At 73.8% G+C, this 26,311-nt stretch carries 11 protein-coding genes; all 11 read right to left on the bottom strand.

Annotation, left to right across the window (positions count from 1 at the left end):
* Window positions 1–167 precede the first annotated feature (167 nt).
* Window positions 168–1,052 carry a PucR family transcriptional regulator gene (locus tag AC07EG_RS22205; protein WP_478255051.1) on the bottom strand — a complete coding sequence of 295 codons (885 nt, stop codon included), beginning with the start codon at window positions 1,050–1,052 and terminating at the stop codon, window positions 168–170.
* A 291-nt stretch (window positions 1,053–1,343) separates the two neighbouring features.
* Window positions 1,344–4,172, bottom strand: a complete 2,829-nt coding sequence (locus AC07EG_RS22200) for an ATP-binding protein (RefSeq protein ID WP_478255050.1) — start codon at window positions 4,170–4,172, stop codon at window positions 1,344–1,346.
* Entirely contained in the window at window positions 4,169–6,457 is a 2,289-nt protein-coding gene (locus AC07EG_RS22195) for an AAA family ATPase (protein ID WP_478255049.1), read from the bottom strand. Before AC07EG_RS22195 ends, AC07EG_RS22200 begins: the two co-directional genes overlap by 4 nt.
* Window positions 6,454–9,207 carry a LuxR C-terminal-related transcriptional regulator gene (locus AC07EG_RS22190; RefSeq protein ID WP_478255048.1) on the bottom strand — a complete coding sequence of 918 codons (2,754 nt, stop codon included), beginning with the start codon at window positions 9,205–9,207 and terminating at the stop codon, window positions 6,454–6,456. The genes AC07EG_RS22195 and AC07EG_RS22190 overlap by 4 nt, the downstream gene beginning before the upstream one ends.
* A 129-nt stretch (window positions 9,208–9,336) precedes the next feature.
* Entirely contained in the window at window positions 9,337–9,954 is a 618-nt protein-coding gene (locus tag AC07EG_RS22185) for a hypothetical protein (RefSeq protein WP_478255047.1), read from the bottom strand.
* Between the two features lie 244 nt (window positions 9,955–10,198).
* A complete protein-coding gene (locus AC07EG_RS22180) occupies window positions 10,199–11,464 on the bottom strand; it encodes an MFS transporter (RefSeq protein ID WP_478255046.1) in 1,266 nt (421 codons plus the stop codon).
* The gene (locus AC07EG_RS22175; RefSeq protein ID WP_478255045.1) at window positions 11,425–12,393 is read right to left on the bottom strand and encodes an ornithine carbamoyltransferase; all 969 of its coding nucleotides are present in this window, start codon (window positions 12,391–12,393) and stop codon (window positions 11,425–11,427) included. Before AC07EG_RS22175 ends, AC07EG_RS22180 begins: the two co-directional genes overlap by 40 nt.
* Window positions 12,390–19,553: an amino acid adenylation domain-containing protein gene (locus tag AC07EG_RS22170; RefSeq protein ID WP_478255044.1), complete on the bottom strand. Its 7,164-nt coding sequence runs from the start codon at window positions 19,551–19,553 to the stop codon at window positions 12,390–12,392. Before AC07EG_RS22170 ends, AC07EG_RS22175 begins: the two co-directional genes overlap by 4 nt.
* Window positions 19,550–24,412: an amino acid adenylation domain-containing protein gene (locus AC07EG_RS22165; RefSeq protein WP_478255043.1), complete on the bottom strand. Its 4,863-nt coding sequence runs from the start codon at window positions 24,410–24,412 to the stop codon at window positions 19,550–19,552. Before AC07EG_RS22165 ends, AC07EG_RS22170 begins: the two co-directional genes overlap by 4 nt.
* Window positions 24,409–24,618: an MbtH family protein gene (locus AC07EG_RS22160; protein WP_478255042.1), complete on the bottom strand. Its 210-nt coding sequence runs from the start codon at window positions 24,616–24,618 to the stop codon at window positions 24,409–24,411. Before AC07EG_RS22160 ends, AC07EG_RS22165 begins: the two co-directional genes overlap by 4 nt.
* On the bottom strand, window positions 24,615–26,036 hold the full coding sequence (locus AC07EG_RS22155) for a condensation domain-containing protein (RefSeq protein WP_478255041.1): 1,422 nt from the start codon (window positions 26,034–26,036) through the stop codon (window positions 24,615–24,617). Before AC07EG_RS22155 ends, AC07EG_RS22160 begins: the two co-directional genes overlap by 4 nt.
* Between the last annotated feature and the right edge of the window lie 275 nt (window positions 26,037–26,311).

Genomic DNA, 26,311 nt, shown 5'->3' with positions numbered 1-26,311 from the left:
TGCGCCGGCGGCGCACCGGCTATCCGCAGTAATCGGAAACCGATTCCGCGCGGCGAAGACTGAGAATTCCCGTAGTTTTCTCAGGAATTCGATCGGGATACGCACACGGAAACCACCCCGGTCAGCAGAAAGCGACCGGGGTGAGAATTGAGAAAACAGTGTTATTTTTACGCGGAATCGCGTGAGGCGTAGACGGTCATCGCGGCACCGAGCAGTTGCGCGCCGCGGCCGGTCATCGGGTTGTGCCCGGTGATCTTCTCGATCCGCCGCAGGCGGTAGTCCAGCGTGCTGCGGTGGATGTAGAGGTCCTTCGCCGCCCGGCTGCGGTTGTAGTCGGCCCGGATCAGCACGCCGAGCGTTTCCCGCAGCACCGTGCTCGCCATCAGCGGCCGGATGATCTCCACCAGGTTGTCCGCGATCGCCTCGTGCTGGGAAACCGCGTATTCGACCAGGAAGTCGCCGCGGCCGTAGACCCCCGGTTCGCTGCCCGCGGCCTTGGCCAGCTTCAGCACCTCGACCGCTTCCCGGTAGCCGTCCGGGATCTCCGCCCTGGTGCGGCCGGCCACCGCGCACCAGACGCGGCCCCGCAGCCGCCTGCCCAGTTCCTGGGTGATGCGCGAAGAGCGGTCCCCGTCGTCGTCCGGGATCAGCGCGACCGCACCCGAAGGACAGGGCGCCACCAGGGTTTCCGGCCCGTAGCCCGCCAGCGCGTCGGCGATTTCGCCCTGCTCGCGCGGCCCGGCCTGCAGCACGGTCACCACGTACAGCTGTGCCAGCAGCGGTTCCACGTGCGGCGGCGCGGTGCCGTCCGCGATCAGCCTGGCGGCCAGTTCCGCCGGTGGGTGCACCGCGGCTTCCAGCGGGGTCACCGCGTCGGTCTGCTCCTGCGCACTTTCCAGCAGCACGCGCAACCGGGCGCGGACCGCGGGCGGCGCGCTCTCGGCCAGCGAGCCGATCAGCTCCGCCAGTTCGCTCATCGGCGATTCGCCGGCGGGCACCAATTGCAGGGGCCACCTCTTCTTCGCGGCCGAAGCCATCGGTTCATCCAACATGGAATTCACCTGCTTGCTCTGGGCGGCCACCTACCTGATTACCCTTTTCCCGGAGCTGCGCCACCACTCGCCGGTATTCGACTGCATCGACCGTCCCCTGCCTGGGAATGAGCGCCGCCGGACAGCGGCATGTTTCGGTTACGTTTGTCGAGGCTAGGAACGGCCGGTGATCAAGTCAACCCAAACCCACACGGACTCATAGACCCGGACTTAATCTCGTGGTGCCGTACCGCCGGTTACCCGACCAGTGGGCGGACCACACCACCGGGGTACGGTTGGTGAAACCCCACCTCAGCGCTGCTGGGCGCGGACGGCCCCGGCCAGCTCGGTGCGCCGCCGCACCCCCAGCTTGCGGAACGAGTTCGTCAGGTGCTTCTCCACCGCCCGCACGCTGACCTCCAGCGACCGGGCGATGCCGGCGTTGGTCTCGCCCGCCGCGGCCAGCTCCACCACCCGGCGTTCGGCGGGGGTCAGCGTGCCCGCCCCGGCTCGCCGCTCCCCCACCCGGCGGGCCCACCGCTCGGCCACCAGGTCCCCGCACTCTTCGGCGAGCTCCCGGGCCCGGCTCAGGTGCTCCGCGGCCTCGTCCGGCTCGGTCTCCCGCAACCGCTGCCCCAACCGGACCAGTGCCCTGGCCAGTTCGGACCGGTTGGCCGAGGTCCCCAGCACCGCCACCGCCTCACGCAGCAGCGCCAGCCCTTCGGCGCCGGGGGTGAGGTCACCGGCCACCCTGGCCGCCCGCCCGATCGCGGCGGGCGCCCCCCACTCGCGGGCCCGCAGGCGCTCCTGCTCGGCCAGTTCCCTGGCCGAGGCCGTGTCCCCGAGCCTGCGGTGCAACGCCGCCGCGGACAACCGCCACGAGAACAGGCCGGGATTGCGCCAGCCCGCCCGTTCCAGCTGCCAGCCGATGTCCAGGGTGAACGCCAGCGCCGACTCGCGATCGCCCTCCAGCGCCGCCGCGGTGCCGCGCAGCAGCCCCAGCACCGCGGCGGCCAGCACGTTCGTGCCCTCCTCCGGCGGATCGGCGAGCAGGCGGCGGATCAGCTCGCCGTCCCTGGTGGTCACCGCGGTCAGCGAGAGCGGCACCAGGATGGCCGTGCCGGTCCTGGCCCAGTCCGGCGGCGGGCCGGCCAGCACCCGGTGGGCGATTTCCCCGGCTTCGGTCAGCCTGCCCCGGTTGAGCGCGACCAGCGTCCGCTCGGCGTCGATCAGGTCGCGTTCGACCGCGCTGCCGCTGTCCCCGCACTGCTCCCGCGCGCTGTCCAGCCACGGCGCCAGCTCCTCCACCGAATCCGCCGCGCACAACGTTTCCACCAGCAGCGGGAGCACCCCGTGCACGTGTGACGGCGTGGCGGGCTCGCGCCGGAGGATGCGCGCGGCCAGCCGGGCCGCTTCGGCGGCGGTGGCGCCGGAAACCTTGGTGGTGGCGTAGAGCAGGACGGTCAGCAGTTCCCGCTCGGCGGTCGTGTTCACCGCGGGGTCCGGGCCGAACCCGCGCAGCCGCCACGCCGAGGCCATCAGCTCGGCCGGGTCCGTCGAGCCGAGGTGCCGTGCCCTGGCCTCCAGGTGCAGGGCGAGTTCCCGGTCGCCACCGGTGAGTTCACCCGGCGCGCCGAGCTGGCCCACCACCTCGTCGAGCAGGTCGCGCACGTAAGGGGGTGCGTCGGCGAACAACGCCGGCGAGAGCCGGACCAGCGCGGCGGCGCGGTCACCCGGGGTGGTGAGCAACGCGGTGGCCTGGGCCACGTGCCGGACCGACGCCTCCCGGTCCACCCCGACCTCGGCGGTGGCCAGTGCCATGTAGGCCGCCGCGCGGTCGTTGTCGTCCAGCGTGTCGTCCAGCAGCAACCGGCGCAGGTACCGCACGGCGGCCTCCGGCGCCCCCCGCCGCACCGCCGCGTCGGCCGCGCTCCGCAACGCCTCAGCGGCCCACGGCAGGCGCACCGAGAGCACGCCGAGCAGGCGTTCGGCCACCTCCTCGGCCGGGATCCCGCCGAGGTGCAGTTCCTCGGCGGCCCGCACGTGGGCCCGCTCCCGCTCGTCGACGGTCATCGACTCGTCGAGCGCGTCGCGGACCAGTGCGTGCGCGAACCGCGGCGAGCGCCCGTCCAGCAGGCCGAACCGGCCGAGCGTGCGCAGGGCGAGCTCGCCGGCCACCTCGTCCAGCCCGGTCAGCCGGCAGATCAGGTCCAGGTCGGCGTGCTCGCCGAGCACGGTGATCGCCTTCGCCACCTCGCGCACCGGTTCCGGCTGCGCGTGCAGGCACGCCAGCAGCCAGTCGCGCAACCGCACCGGCCGGGCCGCGTGCACGCGGGCGCGGTTCGCCGCCACCGGCTCGACCTCCTCGGCGGCCAGTTCGTCGAGCAGCGTGGCCAGGAACATCGGGTTGCCGCCGGTGACCTCCCGGCAGGCGGCGGCGAACTCCGCCTCGGCCTGCCCGCCGGTGTGCCAGTTGACCAGGCCCAGCACCGCCGACGCGCTCAGCGGGCGCGGGCGCACGGTGGTGGTGGCGGCCTCGGCCAGCTGGCGGACCAGCGGCTCGTCGGCCAGTGCGTCACCGTCGCGGACCGCGCACACCAGCAGCAGCGGCAGGTGCGCCACGCGCTGGGCCAGGTGCGCCAGCCAGCGCAGCGACGGTTCGTCGGCGTAGTGCACGTCGTCGGCGAGCACCAGCAGCGGACCGCGGTCGGCGCTGATGTTGGCCAGCAGCGCGTCCAGCCCGGCCAGCAGCTGCCGCGGCGGGATGTCGCGGCGGATCAGGCCGTTGGTGCTGGGCCCGTCCGAGGGGGCGCAGATCCGGCCCGCGGCCCCGGTCAGCCAGCGGTCGCGGACCTCCTGGGACGCGGCGAACAGCTGCGGGTTGAGCAGCTGGCCGATCACCCCGCAGGTGAACTCCCGTTCCAGCCGCGCCCCACCCGCGCGCAGCACGGAGGTCCAGGCCAGCCCGGCGACCTCCGGCAGGGCCCGCAGCAGGGCCGACTTGCCCGCCCCCGGCGGGCCGCTGACCAGCAGCACCGAGCCGGTGCCCGCCCGCGCGGCGGTGGCGGCGGCCTCGGCGATGGCCAGTTCGCCGTCGCGTTCGAGCAGCGGGGGCCGCCGCACGGTGATCGGGCCGCTCATGACCGCTCCAGCACGGGCGCGCTCATCGCCCGGATCCGGCCGAGGTAGGCGGGTTCGCCCCAGCGCTCGGCGAGGGCGTGTTCCTCCAGCACGAGTCGCCTCGCCTCCTCGGGTTGCCCGCAGGCCAGGTGCGCGATCCCGGCCAGCACGCGCCAGGACAGCAGCACCGGGTTCAGCCACTGCCTGGCCAGCATCCGCCGCCCGCTTTCCAGGAACAGTTCCAGCGCCTCGGCCGGATCGCCGTCGGCCAGGCGGACCAGTCCGGCGGCGAACAACGCCTGCGCGCCGCCCATGCTGTGCTCCACCCCGGGCGGCAGCGGTTCGGCGGCGCACCGGCGGGCCTCCTCGGGCCGGTTCCGCTGCAGGTGCAGGGTCACCGTCAGCGCCCTGGCGTGCCCGGCCACCATCGGGTGCCAGCTGTGCTCCGGCAGTTCCTGGCCCATCCAGTCGAAGTACTGCGCGGCCTCGTCCCAGCGCTCCTGCACCAGCGCGACCGAACCGCGGGTCAGCATGGCCCACACCGCCGCCGCCCGCATCCCGCGGCGGCGGGCCTCGACCAGCACCTCGTCCACGCTCCTGGCGGCGTCCTCGGCGGCACCGGCGAGCATCAGCACCGCGCAGGCGAGCAGGCTGGGGCTCAGCGGGTGCGCCGAGCGGTCCGGCGGCGCCAGCGCGATCTTGGCCAGTTCCACCGCTCTGGCGCGGTCCTCCCCGCGGACGGCGAGCACCCAGGCGGTCACGCCCGCGCCCGCCGGGGTCTCCACCGCCGTCCCGGCCGGGGTGGCCGCCGCGGTGGTGAAGGGGTAGTCGTCGAGTTCCGGAATGGTTTCCTCGGCCAGGTGGCACAACGCGGTCAGCGCCTCGCGTTCGGTTTCGGAGATGCCGTGCAGCCGGGCCGCCGCGATCAGCGTGCGCCGGGCCACGGCCGGCCGGCTCTGGGAGACCAGCATGTCCGCCGCCCGCAGGCGCAGTTCGGGCGCCACCGGCCCGCCGCCCAGCAGCACCCGCACCAGCCGCCGGTCGCTCGCCTCCGGCGCGGTGACCGATTCGACCGCGGCCAGTTCGACCATCAGCCGGGCCTTCGCCGGTTCCGCCGCCGGTTCCCGCAACGCGCGTTCCAGCAACCGGGCCGCCTCCTCGTGGTGACGCCGGGCGTGCAGGCGCCGGGCTTCGCCGTGCAGCAGGCGTTCGGTCCCCGGCGAACCGGCCGGTGCGCTGAGCGCCACGCGGGCCAGGAACGCGGGCTCGGCGCCGGTGCGCAGGCCCAGCACGAGAACCCGGCGGAACAGTTCGGCCCGCTCGGCGGCGGGCATTCCGGCCAGCACCCGCTCGGCCACCACCGGTTCGGTGAAGCGGACGGGCCGCTCCGGCGGGCCACCGTCGGCGAGGCCGAGGCGGCGCAGCACCCCGGCCGCCCTGGCCGCCACCGCCGGCGGCAGCCCGGACACCGCGCAGACCAGCTGCCAGTCGGCGTCGTTCCCGCAGCCGGCCACGGTGCGGGCCAGCGCGGCGGGTTCCGCCGCGAGCACCCGCATCACCCGGCTGACCCAGTCGCCCCTGGCCTCGGCCGCGGCCACGGCCGGCGGGTCCTCACCCGAGAGCAGCGCCGCCCGCACCACCGACGGCACCCCGCGGGTGCGGAGCCGAAGTTCCGCGGCCTCCTCCGGACCGGCCGGGCGGTCCAGGTTCGCCGACAGCAGCCGCCGCACGCCGTCGACGGTCAGCGGGCGCAGGCGCAGCACGTGCCGGGCGGGCTCGTGCACGGTCGCCTCGGCGCCGAGTTCCCCGGTCATCGCTTCGGCCGGGGTGCCGATCTCGTTGATCGCCACCACCACCAGCAGCGGCGCCCAGCTCAGCCGCCGCAGCATCGCCCGCAGCCAGAGCCACGACCGCTCGTCCATCCACTGGGCGTCGTCGAGCACCAGCAGCAGCGGCCGCTGCACGGCCGCGGTGACGAAGGGCTCGCACAGCACGGCCGCCGGTTCCCCGGCGCCGACCTCGGCACCGAGTCCGGAGGCGAAGGTCCCGACCACGTCGTTGCCCGCCCCGGTTCCGCCCGGCGGGTACGGGATGCCGGCGGCGTGCAGCACCCGGACGTCCTCGGTGGCCGCGGCGGCCATCGTGTGCCGCAGCAACGCGGTGCGGCCGGCTCCCGGCGGGCCGGTCACCTGGACGTAGGCCGAGCGGCCCGCCGCCAGCCCGCGCACCGCCGAGGTGAGCACTTCGAGTTCGGTTTCGCGATCGACCAGCAGTTCCCGGGGCAGGACCCCCGTGCCTCCGCTCACGCGCCCAGCCCTTCGGACCGCGCGCGCAGCGCGGCGGGGAGTTCGTCCCGCAGCCCGATCCGCAGCTTGCGGTACACGCTCGACAGGTGGGTCTCCACCGTGCGCAGCGAGACGAACAGGCGGTCGGCGATCTCGCGGTTGCTCTCCCCCGCCGCCGCCAGCTCGGCCACCCGCAGTTCGCTGCCGCTCAGCGCCCCGAGGCGCCGGGCGTCGAGCAGGGTGTGCATCCGGCCGCCCGCCGAGACCAGCAGGTCACGCGCGACCGAACCGAGCGCGAGGTAACCGGACTGGGTGGCCAGCGCGATCGCGCTGCGCAGGTGCGCCCGCGCGCCCTTGGTGTCGTCGGCGGCCAGCAGCGCCCGGCCGAACAGGTACTCGGCCCTGGCGTGGCTCAGCGGCGCGGGTGCTTCGGCGAGCTGGTCGACGGCGTCGCGGAGCACGTCCAGCGCCCGGCGGCCACGGGCGGCCACCCCGGCGGTCAGCCGCGCCAGCCCGAGGCTTTCGGCGGTGCGCCACTCGCCTGCCAGCTGCTCGCCGTATTCGGCCAGCTCGGCGGCCTCGGCGTGCCGGTCCAGTTCGGCGAGCACGCACGCGGCTTCCAGCCACCACGGCACAAAAACCGGATTGCGCACGCCCGCCTCGGCCAGCCGCCTGCCGCAGTCGAAGAGGATGGCCAGCGCGCTCGGGTGATCACCGCGCAACCGCAGCACCTCGGCCGAGGCCAGCACGGCGTGCGGGTACATCCAGCCGAAGTGCGGCCAGCGGGTGCGCACCAGCAGCGCCTCGGCCCGGTCCGGCTGCCCCATCTTGACCAGCACCGAGGCCAGGCGCACCGAGGGCACCACCGCCTCGGCGGTCATGCCCTCCAGCTCGGCCGCGCCGTGCATCGCCGCCTGCGCGTCGGCGGCGGCGTCGGGCAGCTCGCCGAGACCTTCGAGCACGGTGGCGCGCGCCGCCAGCGCGGTCCGGCTCACCGGCGCGCCCGCGGTCTTGAGCAGCCGGTTCAACGCGGCCAGCGCCTCCCGCGGTTCACCGGCGTAGCTGAGCGCGGTGGCCGCGGCGACGATCGGCGGCGGGTAGTGCGACGGCAGGCCCTGCACCAGGGCCCGGCGGGCCTGCGAGGCCACCGCGGCGGCGTCCCGGCCGCCGAGCATGGTGGTGTAGGCGGCCAGTCCGCCCTGCACCCGGCTGACGTGGGAGGGGCCGCGCAGCCACCGCGCTTCCGGCAGGCGCGCCAGCACGTCGGCGGTGGTGGTCTCCTCGCTCAGCCCGACGGTGGTCAGCGCCACCTGGATCCGGCCGCGCAGTTCGTGGTCGCCCTCGTCGGCCCGGCCACCGCGCTGGGCGTCGAACTCGGCGAGCATCCGGTTCAGCACGCCGAACGCCTCGGGCGCGCGGCGGGCGGCGAGCGCGGAGGCGCCGAACAGGTGCGCGAGCCGGGCACCGACCCGTACGTCACCGATCCGGTCGATGGCCCGCCCGAGGAAGGCCATCGCGGCGGCCGGCTCGGTGCCCACCACGGTTTCGGCCAGCCGCACCACCGATTCCGCGTCCTCCGGCGCCGAGTCCAGCACCCGGGACAGGTAGCGCACGGCCGTGTCCGGTTCCTCGGCCCGCACCGCGGCGGCCGCCTGGCACAGCACCCGGTGCATCCACCGCTCCGGCAGTTCGGGCAGGGCCATCAGCAGGTGCGCCACCTTCGCCGCCGGCCCGCCCTGGTCGGTCAGCACCGCGGCGGCGTGCCGCCGCAGCCGCACCACCTCGTCCCCGGGCAGCTGCGCGAGCACCGCGTGGCCGAACGCCGGGTGGGCCAGCGAAACCGGTTCCGGGCGCAGGACCTCGTCGTGGCGCAGGATCTGCAGCGCTTCGGCGACCAGCCGGGCGGGCAGGTCGCACAGCACCGGCAGGGTGGCGGGCTCGGCCACCCCCGCGGCGTCCAGCACGGCCAGCACCCGCAGCACCGCACCGACGTGCGGTGGCCGTTCGGCCAGGTACGCCACGGCGACCGAGTGCAACAGCCGTTCGCCCGCCGCCACCACCGCGGGCACGGCACCGGCTTCCGGGCGCACCCCGCGGGCGGCCAGTTCGTCGAGCAGGCGGCGCAGCAGCCGGGGGTTCCCGGCGGAGACCCGGGCGCACGCGGCGGTGAACCCGCCGTCGGGCACGGCACCGAGCGAGCGCACCACGGCGCGGCGCACCTCCGCCTCCGGCAGCGGGTCCAGGCGCAGCGACACCGGCTCGTGCTCGGCGGCCAGCCCGGTCACCGGCCCGGTGTCGCCCGGCCGCAGCGCCAGCACCACCAGCACCGGGCACCTGCCCGCGCGCCGCAGCACGAAGTTCAGCCACTGCAAGGATTCCTCGTCCGCCGCGGCCGCGTCGTCGACCAGCACCACCAGCGGTCCGCGGCCGAGGGCCCGCATCACCGGGCACATCAGGTCGTTGAGCAAGGCGAACCGGTCCCCCTCCGGTTCGACCACCACGTCTTCGTCCAGCGAGGCCAGCAGTTCGCGGAGCACACCGAAGGGCTGCGCGGGTTCGCGCGCCACGGCGGGCAGCACGGTGGCTTCGCCGGCCAGTTCCCGGTGCAGCAGCCGCAGCAGCGTCGTCTTGCCCATACCACCGCCACCGCGGAGCAGGACCAGCGACGCGCCGGTGGCGCCGCGAGCGGCGTCGAGGAGGAAACCGAATTCCGCCATCCGGCCCATCAACTCGGGGGGCTGGGCCGGAGCACCGGTACCACGAGTCGACACGCCACGCCTCCGTCAACCAACACAAACCAACATCCGGTTACGGAAACGACATTACCGAATACACGACCCGTGCGGGGCACACGGAAACCAATGGAAAAGCTAGATTCCGGCGGCAGGCGTGAAAGTCGTTCACATTGCCAGCGCGGCGAACGCCGTGGCGAGCAGGACAACCCCCGAAAGGAGCATTCCGGCACGCGGGTCGTGCGGTACCGACAGCAAACGGACAGCTTGGCGGGGTTGCGCCGCGGGCACCCGCGTGAGCGTGGCGCGGACCCGGCCGAGCACGGCGGGCAGCACCGGCAGGCAGGCCACCACCGCGAGCACCGGCACCGTCGGCGAATCCGCCGGGATCGCGCTCACCACGTGGTGCACGGCCAGGTGCAGGGTGGCGGTGGCGAGCACCACCGCGGCGCCGGCGAGCCGCACGGGCTGGCCGGTGGTGGTCAGCTGCCGGTTGGCCAGCAGGTGCCTGGCGTGCGGCCGGGAAGCCAGTTTCCGCAACCGGCGGCGGTCCCGGCGCAGCATCGACAGCGCCTGGTCGAGCCCGATCAGCGCGCCGATGCCGAAGAGCACCAGCCCGGTGGCCGCACCGGTGTGCGCGACCTGCGAGAGCACCAGCGAAGCCCCGGCGGCCGCCGCGGCAGGCGCCCACAGCTGCCGCGGGGTGGCGCCCGCCAGCAGCACCGCGGCGCAGCCGAGCAGCAGGATCAGTGAGGCGGCGGGCAGATCGAACAATTCCGGGGCCATCCGACGTTCTCCGTTTCCGCGATTTCGCCGTTGCTTACCCCATCGATGCTGGTCGAATGCGGTGCGGCGGGCAGCCCGGAGCGCCCCCGGAAGGGGGGTGGGGGCAACCCCACCACGCGGGGCCTTGATCCGCCGGACGCGGAATCGCCCTCCGCGAAACGCGGAAAGCGACGGGCAGGACGAAGCGAAAATGGGGCTCCCGCGACCGGATGAGTCGCGGGAGCCCCATTTCATGACGCTGTTTCTATCGGGAAAGCGAGCGCACCCCGGGGCTGGCGGCGGCGAGCACGGTCAACCCCGCCATCACCCCGCCGACGGCCAGCACCGTGCCGCTCACGCCGAGCGCGGCCAGTGCGAAACCGCCGAGCAGCGAACCGAAGGCCAGCGGCCCGTAGGCCAGCAGCGAAGCCACACTGGTCACCCGGCCGCGCAGGTGGTCCGGCACGATCCGCACCAGGTAGGCGCTGACCGCCACGGTCCACACCGCACCGACGTAGGACATCAGCCCGAACACCGCGCCGAGCAGCACCGGGTCCCCGGTGACGAGCAGTGTGGCCGGCACCAGCAGCGCCCACAGCGCGTTCGCCCCGATCACCAGTGCCGGCAGGGAAACCCGGCGGATCCAGAAGGTGGCACCGAGCGCACCGAGCAGGCCGCCGACCCCGCTGACCGCCGAGACCAGTGCGGCCACCGCCTGCGAACCGCCGTCCTCGCGCACGATCACCAGCACGGTCAGCACCAGCACCTGGAACAGCAGGTTGCTCACCGCGATCAACCCGGCCGCGGCACGGGCGAACCGGTGCCCGCCCAGCCACCGCAGTCCTTCCAGCAGCGCCGCCAGCGGTTTCTGCGGTTCGGCCGACCGCGGTTCGGCCTGCAGCTTCTTCTTGATCATCAGCACCGTGCCGAGGGAGAAGGCGTGCAGCACCGCGGTGGCCAGGAACGGGAACCACTGCGTCACCGCGCTGAGCACCCCCGCCCCCGGCTGCCCGAGCAGCCCGGCGCCCTGTTCCCTGGCTTCGTTGCGCGACATCGCCGTGGTCAGGTGCTGTTCGGGCACCACGCTGGGCAGGGCCGCGCGCTCGGTGATCCGGTACACCACGGTGAACGCGCCCTCGACGAAGGCGACCACCGACAGGTGCCACAGGTTCAGCCCGCCGAAGACCATGCCGATCGGGATGCTGCCGACCGCGACCAGCCTGCCCAGATCGCAGGCGATCAGCAGCCGCCGCCGGTCGAAGCGGTCCACGATCACCCCGGCGGGCAACTGCACCACCAGGTAGGGCAGCTGCGCGGCGAAGGTGATCAGCCCGGCGGCGGCCGCGGAACCGGTGGCCCACAACACGATCAGCGGATAGGCGAAGGCGCTCAGCCGCGAGCCGAGGAAGGACAGCCCGGCCCCGGACCACAGCAGCAGGAACTCGCGGTTGCCGCGCAGTCCCCGGTCCGGGGCCGTCGTCCCGGCGGCGGTCACCGCCGGGCCCGCCGGGATTCGGCGGGCCCCGCGCACCAGTCCAGCACCGCCATCGCGCTGTGCAGTTTGTGCTGCGCCTGCCGGAAAGCCAGGCTCATCGGGCCGTCGAGGACCTCGGCGGTGACCTCCTCGCCGCGGTGCGCGGGCAGGTCGTGCAGGAACACCGCGTCCGGGCTGGCGTCCCAGAGCCCGGCGTGCACGGTGAACGGCGCGAACACCGACCGCCAGTCCGGGTCGGCCTTCGCCGTTCCGGTGGTCTGCCAGCGGGTGGTGTAGATGGCGTCGAACCCGCCGGGCAGCGCGGCCATGTCGTGCCGTTCGGTGATCGAGGCACCGCACCGGGCGGCCTGCTCGGCGGCGGTCTGCACGATCGGCTTGGCCAGCCCGTACCCCGGCGGGGTGCGCAGTTCCAGCACCGTGCCGGGGAACCGGGTCAGCCCCAGCGCCAGTGCCGCCGCGGTGTTGTTGCCCTCGCCGACGTAGAGCACGCGCAGGCCGCTGATCCGGCTGAAGTGGCAGAACAACGTGGTGAGGTCGGTCAGGCCCTGGGTGGGGTGCTCCTCTACGTTCATCGCGTTGATCACCGGGATGCCGTGGCCCGCCAGTTCGGCGAGGTCGGCGGCGGGCAGCGTGGTCCGCGCGATCAGCACGTCCAGCATGGCGGCGAGCACGCGGCCGGTGTCGGCCAGTGTTTCGCCGGTGTTCAGCTGGAGGTCGCCGGGGCCGTAGGTGATCAGCCGCCCGCCCAGCCGCAGGGCACCGCTGGAGAAGGCGGTCCGCGTGCGGGTCGAGGTCTTCTCGAAGTAGACGCCCACGACGGCCCCGTCGAGCGGGGCGCCCGGCTCGGCACCCGCCGCGTACGCCGCGCCGCGGCTGATCACGTACTGCAGGTCCTGCTCGCTCAGATCGTTGAGGGACAACAGGTTCCTGGTGAGCTTGGTCGGTGCAGCGAGCAACTCGGTCATCGCGTTCCTCCGTCGGACAGCAGCGCCTGGACCAGCGCCGCGAGTTCACCGGCCCGCCGCGGCCGGAGGGCCTCCTCGTGCTCACCGGCCATCCGGTGCACGGTCAGCCCGCCACCGGCCAGCTCCCGCCAGTGCGCGAGGTAGCCGGCGTAGGACAGGCCGCGGAGCACCCCGTGGCGTTCCTCGGCGCACTCGTCGGTGATCACCAGTCGGATCGGCGTGCCGGCCACCGGGTAGCGGTAGCCGTACATCGCCTCGGTCAGCGCCCGCGCCCGGTACACCTGGCGGCGCATGGCCGCCAGGTCGCCCGAGTCGGCCGACAACCCGGCCAGCCGCAGCAGCGATTCGACCTCGCCGGTGGGCGCCAGTTCCGGCTGCGCGCACAGTTCGGCCAGGCGGTCGGTCAGCACGTCGCTGGTGACCACCTCCGGGGAGACCGCCGGGTCGCCGATCGGGTCGATCAGCACCAGCGCCGCCGCCGGGGTCCGGGCCTCGGCGAGCTGCCGCGCCATCTCCCAGGCCAGCGTCGCGCCGGAAGACCAGCCCAGCAGCGCGAACCGGCCCTCCGGTTGCATCTCGGCCACGTAGCGCGCGGCCAGTTCGGTCAGCTCGACCGGTCCGTCGCCCACGCCGTCGGGGGCTTCGAAGGCGGCCACCGACCGGCCCACCCGGTCGGCCAGCGGCAGGAACCAGTGCGCGCTGCCGCCCTGCGGGTGCACGCAGTACAGCGCCGGGGCGGTGTCCCGGTTGCGCAGCCAGGCCAGTGCCCGGCCGCTGCCGCCGGCCGCCGCGTCCAGGCGGGCGGCCAGTGCCTCGACGGTGCGGGTTTCGAACACGTCGCGCACGGACACGGTGAACCCGGCCGTGCGCAGGCCGGCGACCACGGTCAGCGTGCGGATCGAATCCCCGCCCACGGTGAAGAAGTCGTCCGTCACGCCGATCCCGGCCACACCGAGCACCGAGCCCCAGACCTCGGCGATCCGCCGCTCGGTTTCGGTGCGGGGCGCCACCGCCGGTTCCTCGGCCAGCTGCGAGCGGTCCGGGTCCGGCAGCGCCTTGCGGTCGACCTTCCCGTTGGCGGTCAGCGGGAGCGCGTCGAGCACGAGCAACGCCGAGGGCACCAGGTGCTCCGGCACGGTCTTGGCGAGTTCGGCCCGCACGGCTTCCCGGTCGGCCTCGCCGACCAGGTAGCCGATGAGGCGGCCACCGGCGGCCTTCGCCGCGGCGTCCCGCACGCCGGGCACCGCCCGCAGCGCGGCTTCGACCTCCCCGAGTTCCACCCGCTGCCCGCGGATCTTGACCTGGTTGTCGCGGCGGCCGATGAACTCCAGCTGCCCGTCCGGCCGGTAGCGCACGCGGTCCCCGGTGCGGTAGAGCAGTCCCTTGCCGGTGAACGGGTCCGGCACGAACGCCTGCGCGGTCCGCTCGGGGTCACCGAGGTAACCGTGGCCGACGCCCTCACCACCGACGTACAGCTCACCGGGCACCCCGATCGGCGACGGGCGGCGGTGCGCGTCGAGCACGTACAGCCGCGTGTTCCGGATCGCCCGGCCGATCGGCACCAGTGCGGCCCCGGCGGGCAGCGGTTCGGTGAGCACGGCGTGCGTGACGTCGTCCGAGCACTCGGTCGGCCCGTAGGCGTTGACCACCGGGATGCCGGGGAACCGCGCGAACCACCGGGTGCACAGTTCCGGCGGCAGCGCCTCACCGGTGACCACCAGCCAGCGCAACGCGCCCAGCGGCGGCACCGGGGCACCGGCGTCCCAGTCGTCCAGCGCCGCCCGCAGCAGCGACGGCACCACTTCCAGCACGCTGATCGCCTCGGCCTCCACCGTGCCGAACAACGCGGCGGGATCGGCGGCGCAGGCCGGGGTCACCACCCGCACCCGGCCGCCGGTCAGCAACGCGGCCAGCATCTGCCAGATCGACACGTCGAAGGTCAGCGGCGCGTTCTGCACCACCGAGTCGGCCCCGGTCAGCGCCAGGTCCTCGACCTTGGCCAGCAGGTGGTTGACCATGCCGCGGCGGTGCACCATCGCGCCCTTCGGCGCGCCCGTGGAACCGGAGGTGTAGAGCACGTACGCCAGGTCGTGCTCCCCGCCCCGCGGTGGCAGCAACTCGGTGTGCTGCTCGTCGCCGAGCACCACGATCTCCGCGCCCGTCCCGGCGGCGGCCCTGGCCGCGTGCCCGGCGTGCTCCGGGGTGACCAGCACGACCCGCGCGCCGCTGTCGGCCAGCAGCCGTGCCGTCCGCGCCTCGGGCGCGGCGGTGTCGAGCGGGAGGTAGGCCGCGCCCGCCCCGAGCACCCCGAGCACCGCGGTGACGAACCGCGTCCCGGGATCGGCCAGCACGGCGACCAGCCAGCCCGGTTCGGCGCCGTCCAGCTGCCCGGAAACCGCGCTCGCACGGCCGACGAGCTGCGCGTAGGTCAGGGTTTCGCGGTCGTCGGTCACGGCCACCGAAGCCGGCTGCCGAGCAGCCACCGCCCGCACCCGCTCCACGAGACCTTCACCGTCGAGGGGCCGTTCGGTCTGGTTCCAGGTGTTCAGCACCAGCTCGCGCTCGCCGGCGGGCAGGCACGCCTGCCTGGCGTCGCCGTCCGGGTCGGCGATCATCGCCTCCAGCACCGCCCGGTACATCGCGGCCAGCCGCTCACCGTCGGCGCGGCGCACCACGTCGGTCCGGGTGTGCAGCATCAGCCGGTCCCCCATCACGCCCATCTGCAGCGCGAACTCGTTGGGGCTGTCGTCGATCACCGTGTCGCCGTCGACCAGGCCCACGTCGACCACGTGGAAGTCGAGGTAGATGAAGAAGGTGTCGATCAGCCGGTCCGGCGAACCGGTCTCGCGGTGGATCTCCGGCAGCGGGAACCGCCGGTGCGGCCACAGCTCGACCTGCCGGGAGTAGGTCGAGCGGATCAGCTCGCGCCAGGTGGCCGCCGAGCGGTCGAAGCCGAACGGCACGGTGTTGAGGTACATGCCGAACACCCGGTCGGCGCCGAGCAGTTCGGGCCGGGTGTCGCAGACCAGGCCGGTGCTGAACGCCTCCTGGTCGGTGAGCATGCTCATCACCTTCAGGTAACCGGCGTGCCAGATGCTCTTGAGCGACACCCCCAGCGAGGTGGCCAGCCCGCGCAGCCCGTCCATCAGGTCCGTGCACGACAGGTCGACGCGGTACGGCAGCCCGGGTTCCGGGTCCTTCCAGCCCTGCGGCAGCTCGATCTTCGGCTGCCGCGCGACGACGTCCTTCCAGTACCGGCGATCCTCCGCCGAGTCCAGCGAATCGAGTTCGGCGGCGATGAAGTCGGCGTAGCGCACCTCGGGCAGCGCCGCCAGGTCCGCGTCGTGGCCGTCGCGCAGCCGCCCGTAGGCGGTGAGGATCTCCATCAGCAGCGAGTGGTAGCTCCAGCCCTCCAGCACGGCGTGGCACTCGGTGATGGACAGCCACCAGCCGTCGCCGACCACGTGCGCGAACAGCCGGATCAGCGGGGGCACGGCGACGTCGAACAGCTCGGCCCGCTCGGCGGCGGTGAACTTCCGCAGCGCGCCCAGCTGGGTGCGCTCGTCCTGCCCGCGCAGGTCGCGCATGCCGACCGACATGGTCGCCTCGGCGTGCACCAGCTGCATCGGCACCGAGAACGAGGTGGCGTCGAGCGAGGTGCGCAGGATCTCGTGCCGGTCGACCACCAGTGCCGCGGCGGCCCGCAGCGCTTCGAAGTCGAACTCCTCCTCGTCGTTGACCTTGAACGAACTGATGTTGTGGTAGATGTGGTCCGATCCGCCGGCCAGCATCTCCACCAGCATGCCGGTCTGCACCTGCGACATCGGGTACGCGTCGGTCACCCCCGGCGCCAGCCGCGCGCGGTCCTCGGCGGTGATCAGCTCGAACGGCGCCACCGGCGTGTCGATGGGCGCCGGTGCCGAACGCTCGTCGCAGAAGGCCGCGAGCTGGGCGATGGTGCGGTATTCGAAGATGTCGCGCACCGAGACGTCGAACCCGGCCGTGCGCAGCGCGCCGACCAGTGCCACCGCCCGGATCGAGTCGCCGCCGACTTCGAAGAAGCCGTCGTGCACGCCGAGCGTGCCGGTGTCCAGCGCCTCCCGCCAGATCGAGGCCATGCGCGCCTCGGTCACCGTGCGCGGGGCGGTCACCTCACCGGCTGCCCGCATCGCCGCGCCGTCCGGCTCCGGCAGCGCGCGGCGATCCAGTTTCCCGTTGGTGGTCAGGGGAATCCGGTCGAGCACCACGTAGGCGGCCGGCACCATGTAGTCCGGCAGCGACTTGGCCGCCAGCGCCCGCAGCTCGCCGGGATCGGCCTCGTCGGTCACCAGGTAGGCCACCAGCCGCTTGTCGCCGGGGGTGTCCTCACGCAGCACGACCACCGCGTCGCGCACCGACGGGTGCCCGGCCAGCACGGCCGCGATCTCGCCGAGTTCGATGCGGAACCCGCGGAGCTTGACCTGGTGGTCGATGCGGCCGAGGAACTCCAGGCTGCCGTCGGGCAGCCGCCGCGCCAGGTCGCCGCTGCGGTAGAGCCGGTCACCGGGGGCGCCGAACGGGTCCGGCACGAACCGTTCGGCGGTCAGCTCCGGGCGCCCGAGATAACCCCTGGCCACCCCGTGCCCGCCGACGTGCATCTCCCCCGGCATCCCGGTCGGCACCAGGTTGCCGTGCCGGTCGAGCAGGTGGATGCGCTCGCCGTCGAGCGGGTGGCCGACCGGGTTGCCCGCGCCCGGCTCCAGGTCCGCCTCGGTCAGCGCGTGGAAGGTGGAGTGCACGCAGGTCTCGGTGATGCCGTACATGTTGATCAGCGCCGGGCGGCTCAGCCCGAACCGCCGCACCCACGGCGCGAGTTCACGCTGCTCCAGCTTCTCCCCCGCGAACACCACCGCGCTCAGCGACAGCTCCGCCAGGCGGGGGTCGCCGGCTTCGGCGGCGGCGACCAGCGAGCGGAAGGCCGACGGGGTCTGCGACAGCACGGTGACGCGTTCGCGCACCAGCAGGTCGAGGAACTCCTCCGGCGACCGCGACACGGCGAACGGCACCACGACCAGCTTCCCGCCGTGCAGCAGCGCACCCCACATCTCCCACACCGACACGTCGAAGGCGTAGGAGTGGAACATCGACCAGCTGTCGTCGGCGCCGAAGCCGTAGTGCAGCTGCGCGGCCCGCAGCAGGCCGTGCACGTTGGCGTGGGTGACGCAGACGCCCTTCGGCCGCCCGGTGGAGCCGGAGGTGTAGATGACGTAGGCGAGGTTCTCCGGGCCGCTCAACGGCTCGGGCGCGGTCCCGGGGGCGGCCGAGACCGCGGCTCGGTCGTCACCGTCGAGCACCACGATCCGTCCGGAGTGGACTTCCCGCACCAGGTCCAGGTGCTTGGCGGTGGTGACCACCAGCGGGGCCGCGGCGTCCTCGAGCATGAAGCGCAGCCGGTCGGCCGGGTAGGCCGGATCGAGCGGCAGGTACCCCGCGCCGGACTTGGTCACGCCGAGCAGCGTGGGCACCAGGTCCGGACCGCGGTCGAGGCAGACCCCGACCAGGGTTTCCGGCACCGCGCCGAGCTCACGCAGGTGGTGGGCGAGCCGGTTGGCGCGGCGGTCCAGTTCGGCGTAGCTCAGGCCCGCGCCGTCGCAGGTGACCGCCACCCCGTCCGGGGTGCGGGCGGCCTGCTCGGCGAACACCTCGTGCAGGCAGCGCGCTTCGGGGTCGACCTCGGCCCGGCCCGCCTGCCGGACCAGGCGCGCGCGTTCCGGCTCGGGCAGCACGTCCAGCTCGTGCACGCCGGTGCCGGGTGCGGTGGCGATGCTCTCCAGCAGGCGCGTGTAGTGCTCGGCCAGCCGCCGCGCGGTCGGCGCCTCGAACAGGCCGGTGGCGTACTCGACCTGCCCGCCGATCGAGCCGTCCGGCAGTTCGGCCAGCCGCAGCGCCAGGTCGAACTTGGCCACCTGCCACTTCAGGTCCACGTACTCCACCCGCAGCCCGGCCAGGTCACCGCCGAGCACCGGCAGCGCGTGCATGGTGAACGCGACCTGGAACAGCGGCGTGACCGACATGTCGCGCTCGGGCTGCAGCTCGTCGACCAGCCTGCTGAACGGCACGGCCTGCCGGTCGAGCGCCTCCAGCACGGTGATCCGGTTGCGCGCCAGCACGTCCTCGAACGACGGCTCGCCGGAGATCCGCAGGCGCAGCGCCAGGCTGTTCATCACGTACCCGAGCAGCCCGTCGAGTTCGGGGTGCGTGCGGCCGGAGACCATGGTGCCCACGGTGACGTCGTCCTGGCCGGTGTAGCGGGCGAGCAGGCACTGGAACGCGGTCAGCAGCACCATGAACGGGGTGGCGTCCCCGGCCTTGGCCAGCTCCCGCAGCGCGTTCGCGGTGCCCGCGGGGATGTGCACCGGCACGCCCGCCCCCCGCCAGCCGCGCACCGGCGGCCTCGGGTGGTCGGTGGGCAGTTCGAGCCGCGGGGCGTCGGCCAGCTGGTCGCGCCAGTACCACAGGTGCTGCTCCATGGCCGCGTCTGAGAAGAAATCCCGTTGCCAGGCGGCGAAATCGGCGTACTGCACGGCGGGTGGCGGCAGCGGCGAGGGCTGCCCGGCGGCGAACGCCAGGTACAGCGCGCCGAGTTCGCTGAGCAGCACCTCCTGCGACACCTCGTCGGAGGCGATGTGGTGGAACACCGCCAGCAGCAGGTGGTCGTGCTCGCCGATGCGCAGCAGGGTCAGCCGCAGCGGGTGCTCGCGCTCCAGGTCGAACGGGCGCAGCGCCTCCTGCTCGGCCCGCGCCACCGCGGCCTCTTCGCCGGGCACCTCGATCTCGGTCCACCGCGGTTCGGACGGCGGGTCGACCAGCTGCACCGGTTCGTCACCAGCCAGCTCGTACCGGGTGCGCAGGATTTCGTGGCGGGACACCAGTTCCGCCCACACCCGGCGCAGCGCCCCGGTGTCCAGCGGGCCGCGCAACCGCAGCGCCAGCGGCACCAGGTACTCGGGGCTGCCCGGGTCCAGCCGGTTGAGGAACCACTGCTGCCGCTGCCCGAACGACAGCCGCAGCGGCGCGGTCCGGTCGGCGGGCCCGATCGACACCCGGTTGCCCGCCGAGCTGCCCGCCATCCGGCGGCGCACCAGCTCTTCGCGGTAGAGCTCGGTTTCCTGCATGGTCATCGCTGGGCCTCCTTGCTGCGCGCGCGCACTTCGGCCGCGCTGAGTCCGTCGATCTCGGCTCTGATCAGGTCGCCGACGGTTCCGGCGAGCCCGGCCACGGTCGGCGCGTCGAACAACGCGCGCATGCCGATCTCCAGGTCGAACTCCTGCCGCAGCATGGACACCACCGTGGCGGCCGACATCGAATGCCCGCCGAGGTCGAAGAAGTTGTCGTGCACGCCGATGCGCCTGCCGAGCACCCGGGACCAGATGGCGGCGATGCGGCGTTCCAGCACCGTGCGCGGCGCCTGACCGGCCTGCTCCGGCGCCTGCGCCGCGTCCGGTTCCGGCAGCGCCCGGCGGTCCACCTTGCCGTTGGCGGTCAGCGGCAGCGCCTCCATCGGCACGAACACGCTGGGGATTTCGTGGCGCGGCAGCGAGTCCGCCAGGAACTCGCCCAGGTCCGCGCCACCGACGTGGTAGGCGACCAGTTTCTGGCCGCTGAGGACGACCACGGTCTCGCGCACCTCGGGGTGCGCCAGGATGGCGGCCTCCACCGCGCCGAGTTCCACCCGGTACCCGCGCACCTTGACCTGGTTGTCGGCGCGGCCGCGGAACTCCACCGTGCCGTCGGGCAGCACCCGGCCGAGGTCGCCGGTCCGGTAGAGCCGCCCGCCCGGGGTCCCGTGCGGGTCCGGCAGGAACTTCTCCGCGGTCAGCTCCGGCCTGCCGGTGTACCCCCTGGCCACGCCGATGCCGCCGATGTGGATTTCGCCCACCACGCCGATCGGCAGCGGCTCCAGGTACTCGTCGAGCACGTACATGGTGGTGTTCGGGATCGGGCTGCCGATGGACAGGAACTCGTGCACCCGCTCCCCCGCTCCGGGGAACAGCGCCGAGTTGCCCACGGTGATCTCGGTCGGGCCGTATTCGGCGGCGAAGCGCGCGTCCGGCCGCCCGGTCACCGCGCGCCAGCGGTCCGCCAGCGTGGCGGGCACCCAGTCACCGGCGGCGCTGACCAGTTCCGCCAGCGGCACCGGACCGGCGTCGGCCAGCTGCCCGAGCACCAGTTCCAGCTGCGCGGGCGCGAGCTTGACGAAGCTGAACGGGCCCGCGTCGGCCAGCATCGGGCCGAGCTTGGTCAGGTCGAACTCCTGCGGGAACAGGTGCACCGGCTGCCCGGTGAGCAGCGGGGTGTAGAGGTTCGGCAGGCCGAGGTCGTAGGCGATGGAGGTGAACAGCGGCGCGCCACCGGTGCCGTGCGCGGCGTACGCGCCGACCGACCAGTCCAGGTAGTTCGCCAGCCCGCGGTGCGCCACCGCGACACCCTTCGGCGTGCCGGTCGAACCGGAGGTGTAGATCAGGTACGCCAGCCGGTCCAGCCCGCCGCCGGCTTCTGCCGGTGCCTCGTCGGACTGCCGCGCCAGCTCCGCGCGGTCGAGGTCGACCAGGAACCGCTCGACCTCCAGGCCCCCGGCCAGGTCCGCGTCGGACACCAGCAGTTCCGCCCCGGAATCGGCGAGCAGGTGCCGCACGCGGTCGGCCGGGAACGACGGGTCCAGCGGCAGGTGGGCGCCCCCGGCCTTCCACACGCCGAGCAACGCCGCCACCAGGTCCGGCCCGCGGTCCAGCAGCACACCGACCACGGATTCGGCGGTGACGCCCCGCGACCGCAGCAGGTTCGCGAAGCGGTTCGCCTCGCGGTCCAGCTCGCCGTAGCTGACGGTGCCGCCGTCGTGCACCAGCGCCACCGCGTCCGGCCGCCGGGCCGCCTGCTCGGCGATCGCCAGGTGCACCGGCCGGGACGGCTGCTCGGTGGCCGTGTCGTTCCAGGAGCGCAGCAGCAGTTCGCGTTCGGCGTCCGCGACGAGCCCGGCGGTGCCGACCGGGGCGTCCGGTGCCGCGGTCAGCGATTCGGCCAGCCGCACGAAGTTAGCGCCCAGCCGTTCGATGGTGGCCTCGTCGAACAACGCGGTGGCGTATTCGAGGATGCCGTCGAGCGTGCCGTCCGCGTGCGTGCGCATGATCAGCGTGAGATCGGTTTTCGCGGTGCGCCAGATCGACCGCATCGTCTCCGCGTCGACCCCGTTCGTGCCCGCTTCGGCCAGGTCGGCGTCGTGCAGGTCGAAGATCACCTGGTACACCGGGGTCCTGGCCAGGTCGCGGCCCGGCTGGATCTCCTCGACCAGCCGCTCGAACGGCAGGTCGGCGTGGGCGAAGGCACCCGTGCAGGCGGCCCGCACCCGGCCGAGCGCCTCGGTGAAGCTCAGCTCCGGGGTCAGCTTCGCCCGCAGCGCCAGGGAGTTGAGGAAGAAGCCGACCGCGGACTCGGCCTCGGGCGCGGTCCGCCCGGCGACCGGCGTGCCGACCACCACGTCCCAGTCCCGGCTGTAGCGGGCGAGCAGCACGGTGAACACGGTCAGCAGCGACATGAACGGCGTCGCCCCGGCACGGCGGCCCTGCGCCAGCAACGCGCCCGCCACCTCCGGCGGCAGCGTGAAGTCCAGCACCGCACCACGGGAATCGCGTTCGGCGGCCCGGGGGCGGTCCACCGGCAGCTCCAGCGGGTGCACCCCGTCGAGCGCGTCGCGCCAGTACGCCAGCTGCTCCTCCAGCAACGCCCCGGTCAGCGCCCGCCGCTGCCGGATCGCGTGGTCGGCGTACTGCAACGCGGGGGCGGGCAGTTCCTCGCCCTGGCACAGCCGCGCGAACTCGTCGGTCAGCACCGCCAGCGACCGGCCGTCGACGGCGATGTGGTGCGCGGTGACCAGCAGCAGGCTCCCGGCGTCCTGGCGGTCCACCAGCAGCGCGCGCCAGACCGGGCCCCGCGCCAGGTCGAAGCCGCGGGCCAGTTCCGCGGCGAACAGCTCGGCTTCGGCTTCGCCCGGCCCGGCCACGCGCAGTTCGACCGCACCGGCCGGATCGATGACCTGGCACGGCTCGTTGTCGTGCACCACGTACCGGGTGCGCAGCACTTCGTGCCGTTCCGCCAGCAGGTTCAGCGCCCGCGCGACCTCGTCCCGCCCGATGCCGGCGGGCACGGTGAGGAACAGCGGCACGATGTACTCCTGGTCGCCCTGGCGCAGTTGCTCCAGGAACCACAGGCGCCGCTGGCCGGACGACAGCGGCAACCGGCCGTCCGGGCGGGCCACCGGCTCCGGCGCCGCTTCCACGTCCTTCGTGGACAGCAACGCGGCCTGCGTGCGCACGGTGGAGGCGGCGAACAGGTGCCGGACCTCGATCCGCCTGCCGGTCCGCGCCCGCAGCCACTCGGCCAGCCGGGTGATCAGCAGGGAATGCCCGCCCAATTGGAAGAAGTCGTCCTCGGCCCCGACGCGGTCCACCTCGAGCAGTTCCGCCCACGCCTCGGCGACCACCTGCTCGGCGGGCGTGGCGGGGGCCTGGTACCCGGGCCGCCCGGCCAGCGCGTCCAGGTCCATCGCCCGCAGCGCGGTGCGGTCGACCTTGCCGCTGGTGGTCAGCGGCAGTTCGGCCACCGGCACCACCAGCGTCGGCACCAGGTGCTCAGGCAGCCGCCCGCGCAGGAAGGTGCGCAGCGCGGCGGGCTCGGCCTCACCCACCACGAACGCCGCCAGGCGCAGTTCACCACCGGGACCGGGGACCGCGAGCACGGCCCCGCCGCGCACCGCGGGGTGCACGCGCAACGCGGCTTCGACCTCACCCGGCTCGATCCGCACGCCGTTGACCTTCACCTGGTCGTCGAGGCGGCCGAGGTAGTCGAGCATGCCGTCCTCGCGCCAGCGCGCGCGGTCGCCGGTGCGGTACAGCCGCGCCCCCGGCGGGCCCAGCGGGTCGGGCACGAAGCGCTCGGCGGTCAGCTCCGGCTGACCGGCGTAACCGAGGCCGACCCCGGCGCCGCCGATGTAGAGCTCCCCGGCCAGGCCGATCGGGGTCAGTTCACCGTGCTCGTCGAGCACCACCACGTGGTCACCGCTGATCGGCGCGCCGATCGGCACCGGGCCGGTGGTCTGCGCGGGGTCGCAGCGGTAGGCGGTGGCGTCGATGGCGCACTCGGTGGGGCCGTAGGTGTTCCACAGCTCGACCGGCAGCTTCGCCCACACCTGCTGGCACAGCTCGGCCTGCAGCGCCTCCCCGGCGGAGAACAGCAGCCGCAGCGAGGTGCACTCGGCCAGCCGCGGCTCGGCGACCAGCAGCCGCAGCACCGAGGGCACCACCTGCAGCACGGTCACCCCGTCGCGGACGACCGCCTCGACCATGGTGCCGGGGTCGCGTTCGGCACCGGCCGGGGCCAGCACCACCGTGCCCCCGCTGACCAGCGGCGCGAAGACCTCCCAGCCCGCCGCGTCGAACGACAGCGAGGTCTTCTGCAGCACGCGGTCGGCCGGGGACAGGCCGTGGGTCCGCACGGTCCAGTGCACCCGGTTGGCGATGCCGCCGTGGGTGACCACGGCGCCCTTGGGCCGCCCGGTGGAGCCGGAGGTGTAGATGACGTAGGCCGGGTGGTCCGGGGTGAGGGCGGGCCGGGGCACGGCGGGTGCGTGGCCGGGCACCGCGGTCAGCTCGGCGACGGACTCGTCGGTGAGCACGATCCGGGCGCCGGTTTCGGCGACGATGCCGTCGATGCGGTCCTCGGGGTGGGCCGGGTCCAGCGGCACGTACGCCCCGCCGGTCCGCCACACCCCCAGCAGGGCCGCCACCAGGTCGATCCCGCGGCGCAGCCGCACGCCGACCACGTCGCCGGGGGTGCAGCCGCGTTCGTGCAGTTCGGCCGCCACCCGCCCGGCGCGGCGGTCGAGTTCGGCGTAGGTGGCGCTGTCCCAGCCGTCGATCGCGGCGACCGCACCGGGGGTGCGCACGACCTGCTGGGCGAACGCCTCGTGCAGCAGCACGGCGGTCACGACCTGACCCCGGTGGTCCGCACGCTCAGCGGCCGCAGGTCCTGCCACACCTCGCCGATCCGCGCGAGGCAGGCTTCCCGGCTGCCTTCGGTGCCCTCCGGCCGCCACCCGGCGGGCAGCTCGCGCCGCGCGGGCCACAGGGAGTACTGCTCTTCGCTGTTCACCACGACCCGGTAGCCGGGGCCGGTGTCGCCGGGAAAGGTCATCGTTTTCCTCCGTAGGAAGCGGCGGTCAGTGGTTGGCCGGTGGCGAAGGCAAGCAGCCTGGCCCGCTCGGTGTCGTCGAGCAGCGGCACGCCGGCCACCGGGCGGCCGGGATCGGTGTAGGCGGCGCGGATGAGCAGCCGGAAGTGCTCGGCCAGCCGCGCGATCGTGCCCGCGTCGAACAGATCGGTGTCGTACTTGAGCGCGCACCGGATGGAGGTGCTGTCGCGCACCACCTCCAGCGTCACGTCGAACTGGCCCTCCTGCTGCGGCACGTCGAAGGTGGACAGCCGCAGGCCGGCGTGGTCGGCGGTGGCACCGTGCCCGCCGGAGGCGAGCGAGAGCAGCGTCGCCTGCCGCCGGGCGGTGACCGAGGTGGCCAGCACCTGGAACAGGCCGGAGGTGCCGGACGCCCGCGTCCGGCCGAGCGCGCGCGGCAGCAGCGCGGACGGGTAGTCGACCCGCGCCATGCCCTCGCGCAGCTGCCCGCTGGTCTCGGCGAGCACCTCGCGGAAGGTCGAGTCCGGGCCGCAGCGGGTGCGCAGCGGGATCGAGTTGACGAAGTAACCCGCCACGCCCTGGCGGTTCAGGCCCATGGTGGAGGTGGCCGCGCAGCCGATCAGGAAGTCGCGCTGGCCGGAATAGCGGTGCAGCAGCGCCTGGAACAGCCCGATCAGGTACCGCGCCGGTGTGGTCCGCACGGCCCGCGAGGCGGGCACCAGCCCGGCGACGATGTCCTCGGGCATCTGGAACACGTGCGTCGCGCCGCGCATCCGCTGGTGCCCGGGCCGCGGCCGGTCGGTGGGCAGGTCGAGCACGGCGGGGGCGCCTTCGCACAGCTCACGCCAGTAGGCCGCCAGCTCCTCGGCGCGCGGGGAGTCGAGCAGGCGCCGTTCGGCGGTGACGAAGTCGTCGTAGGTGGCCTTGAGCGGGGCCCAGCCGGGCGTGCCGCCCGCCCGCAGCGCCTGGTAGGCGTCGAGCAGGTCCTCCAGCACCAGCACCTGCGACGGCAGGTCCAGTGCGATGTGGTGGCTGACGAAGACCAGCAGCGCGTCGTCGGGGGCGCGGCGCAGCAGCACCAGCCGGGCCGGTGCACCGGCGGGCAGCTGGAACGGGCGGATCACCTCGGCGCGGGCCAGCGCGGCCAGCACCTCCTCGCCCACGTCACCGACGTCGCGGACCTCCAGGCGGAACAGGCCGCCGTCGCTGACCACCCGCCGCGGCACCCCGTCGATCTCGGTGAACACCGAGCGCAGGGTGTCGTGCCGTTCGGCGGTCAGCGCGGTCGCGCGGGCGAGCGCGGGCACGTCCAGCCGGTTGTGCAGCCGCAGGGTGAAGACCACGTTGTAGGCGGCGCTGTCCGGGGCCATCCGGTTGATGAACCACAACGCCTCCTGCCCCACCGACAGTGCGTGTTCCATGCTGAATCCCGTCTGGTGCGGGGATCCTGGCCGGTGCGCGCACCGGCCAGGACCGCGGAGCACCGAATCAGTTGTTGTTCGCGTTGTTGTTGTTCAGGTTGTTGTTGTTCACGTTGTTGTTCAGGTTGTTGTTGTTCATCGCGGCTCACCCCCTTCAGCGCGGGACGACGGGGACGGGGAGGAAGTGATCGGGCACCGGGGATCGCCCGGCACGACCACCATGTCCGCCGCGGGCTCCCGGCCACATCACCCATGTTGCTATCGGCTTCCCGGGT

It is taken from the genome of Amycolatopsis sp. NPDC045836, assembly GCF_056431745.1.
Note: the sequence above shows the minus strand (reverse complement) of the source record. Positions and strands in the feature narration are given on the sequence as shown.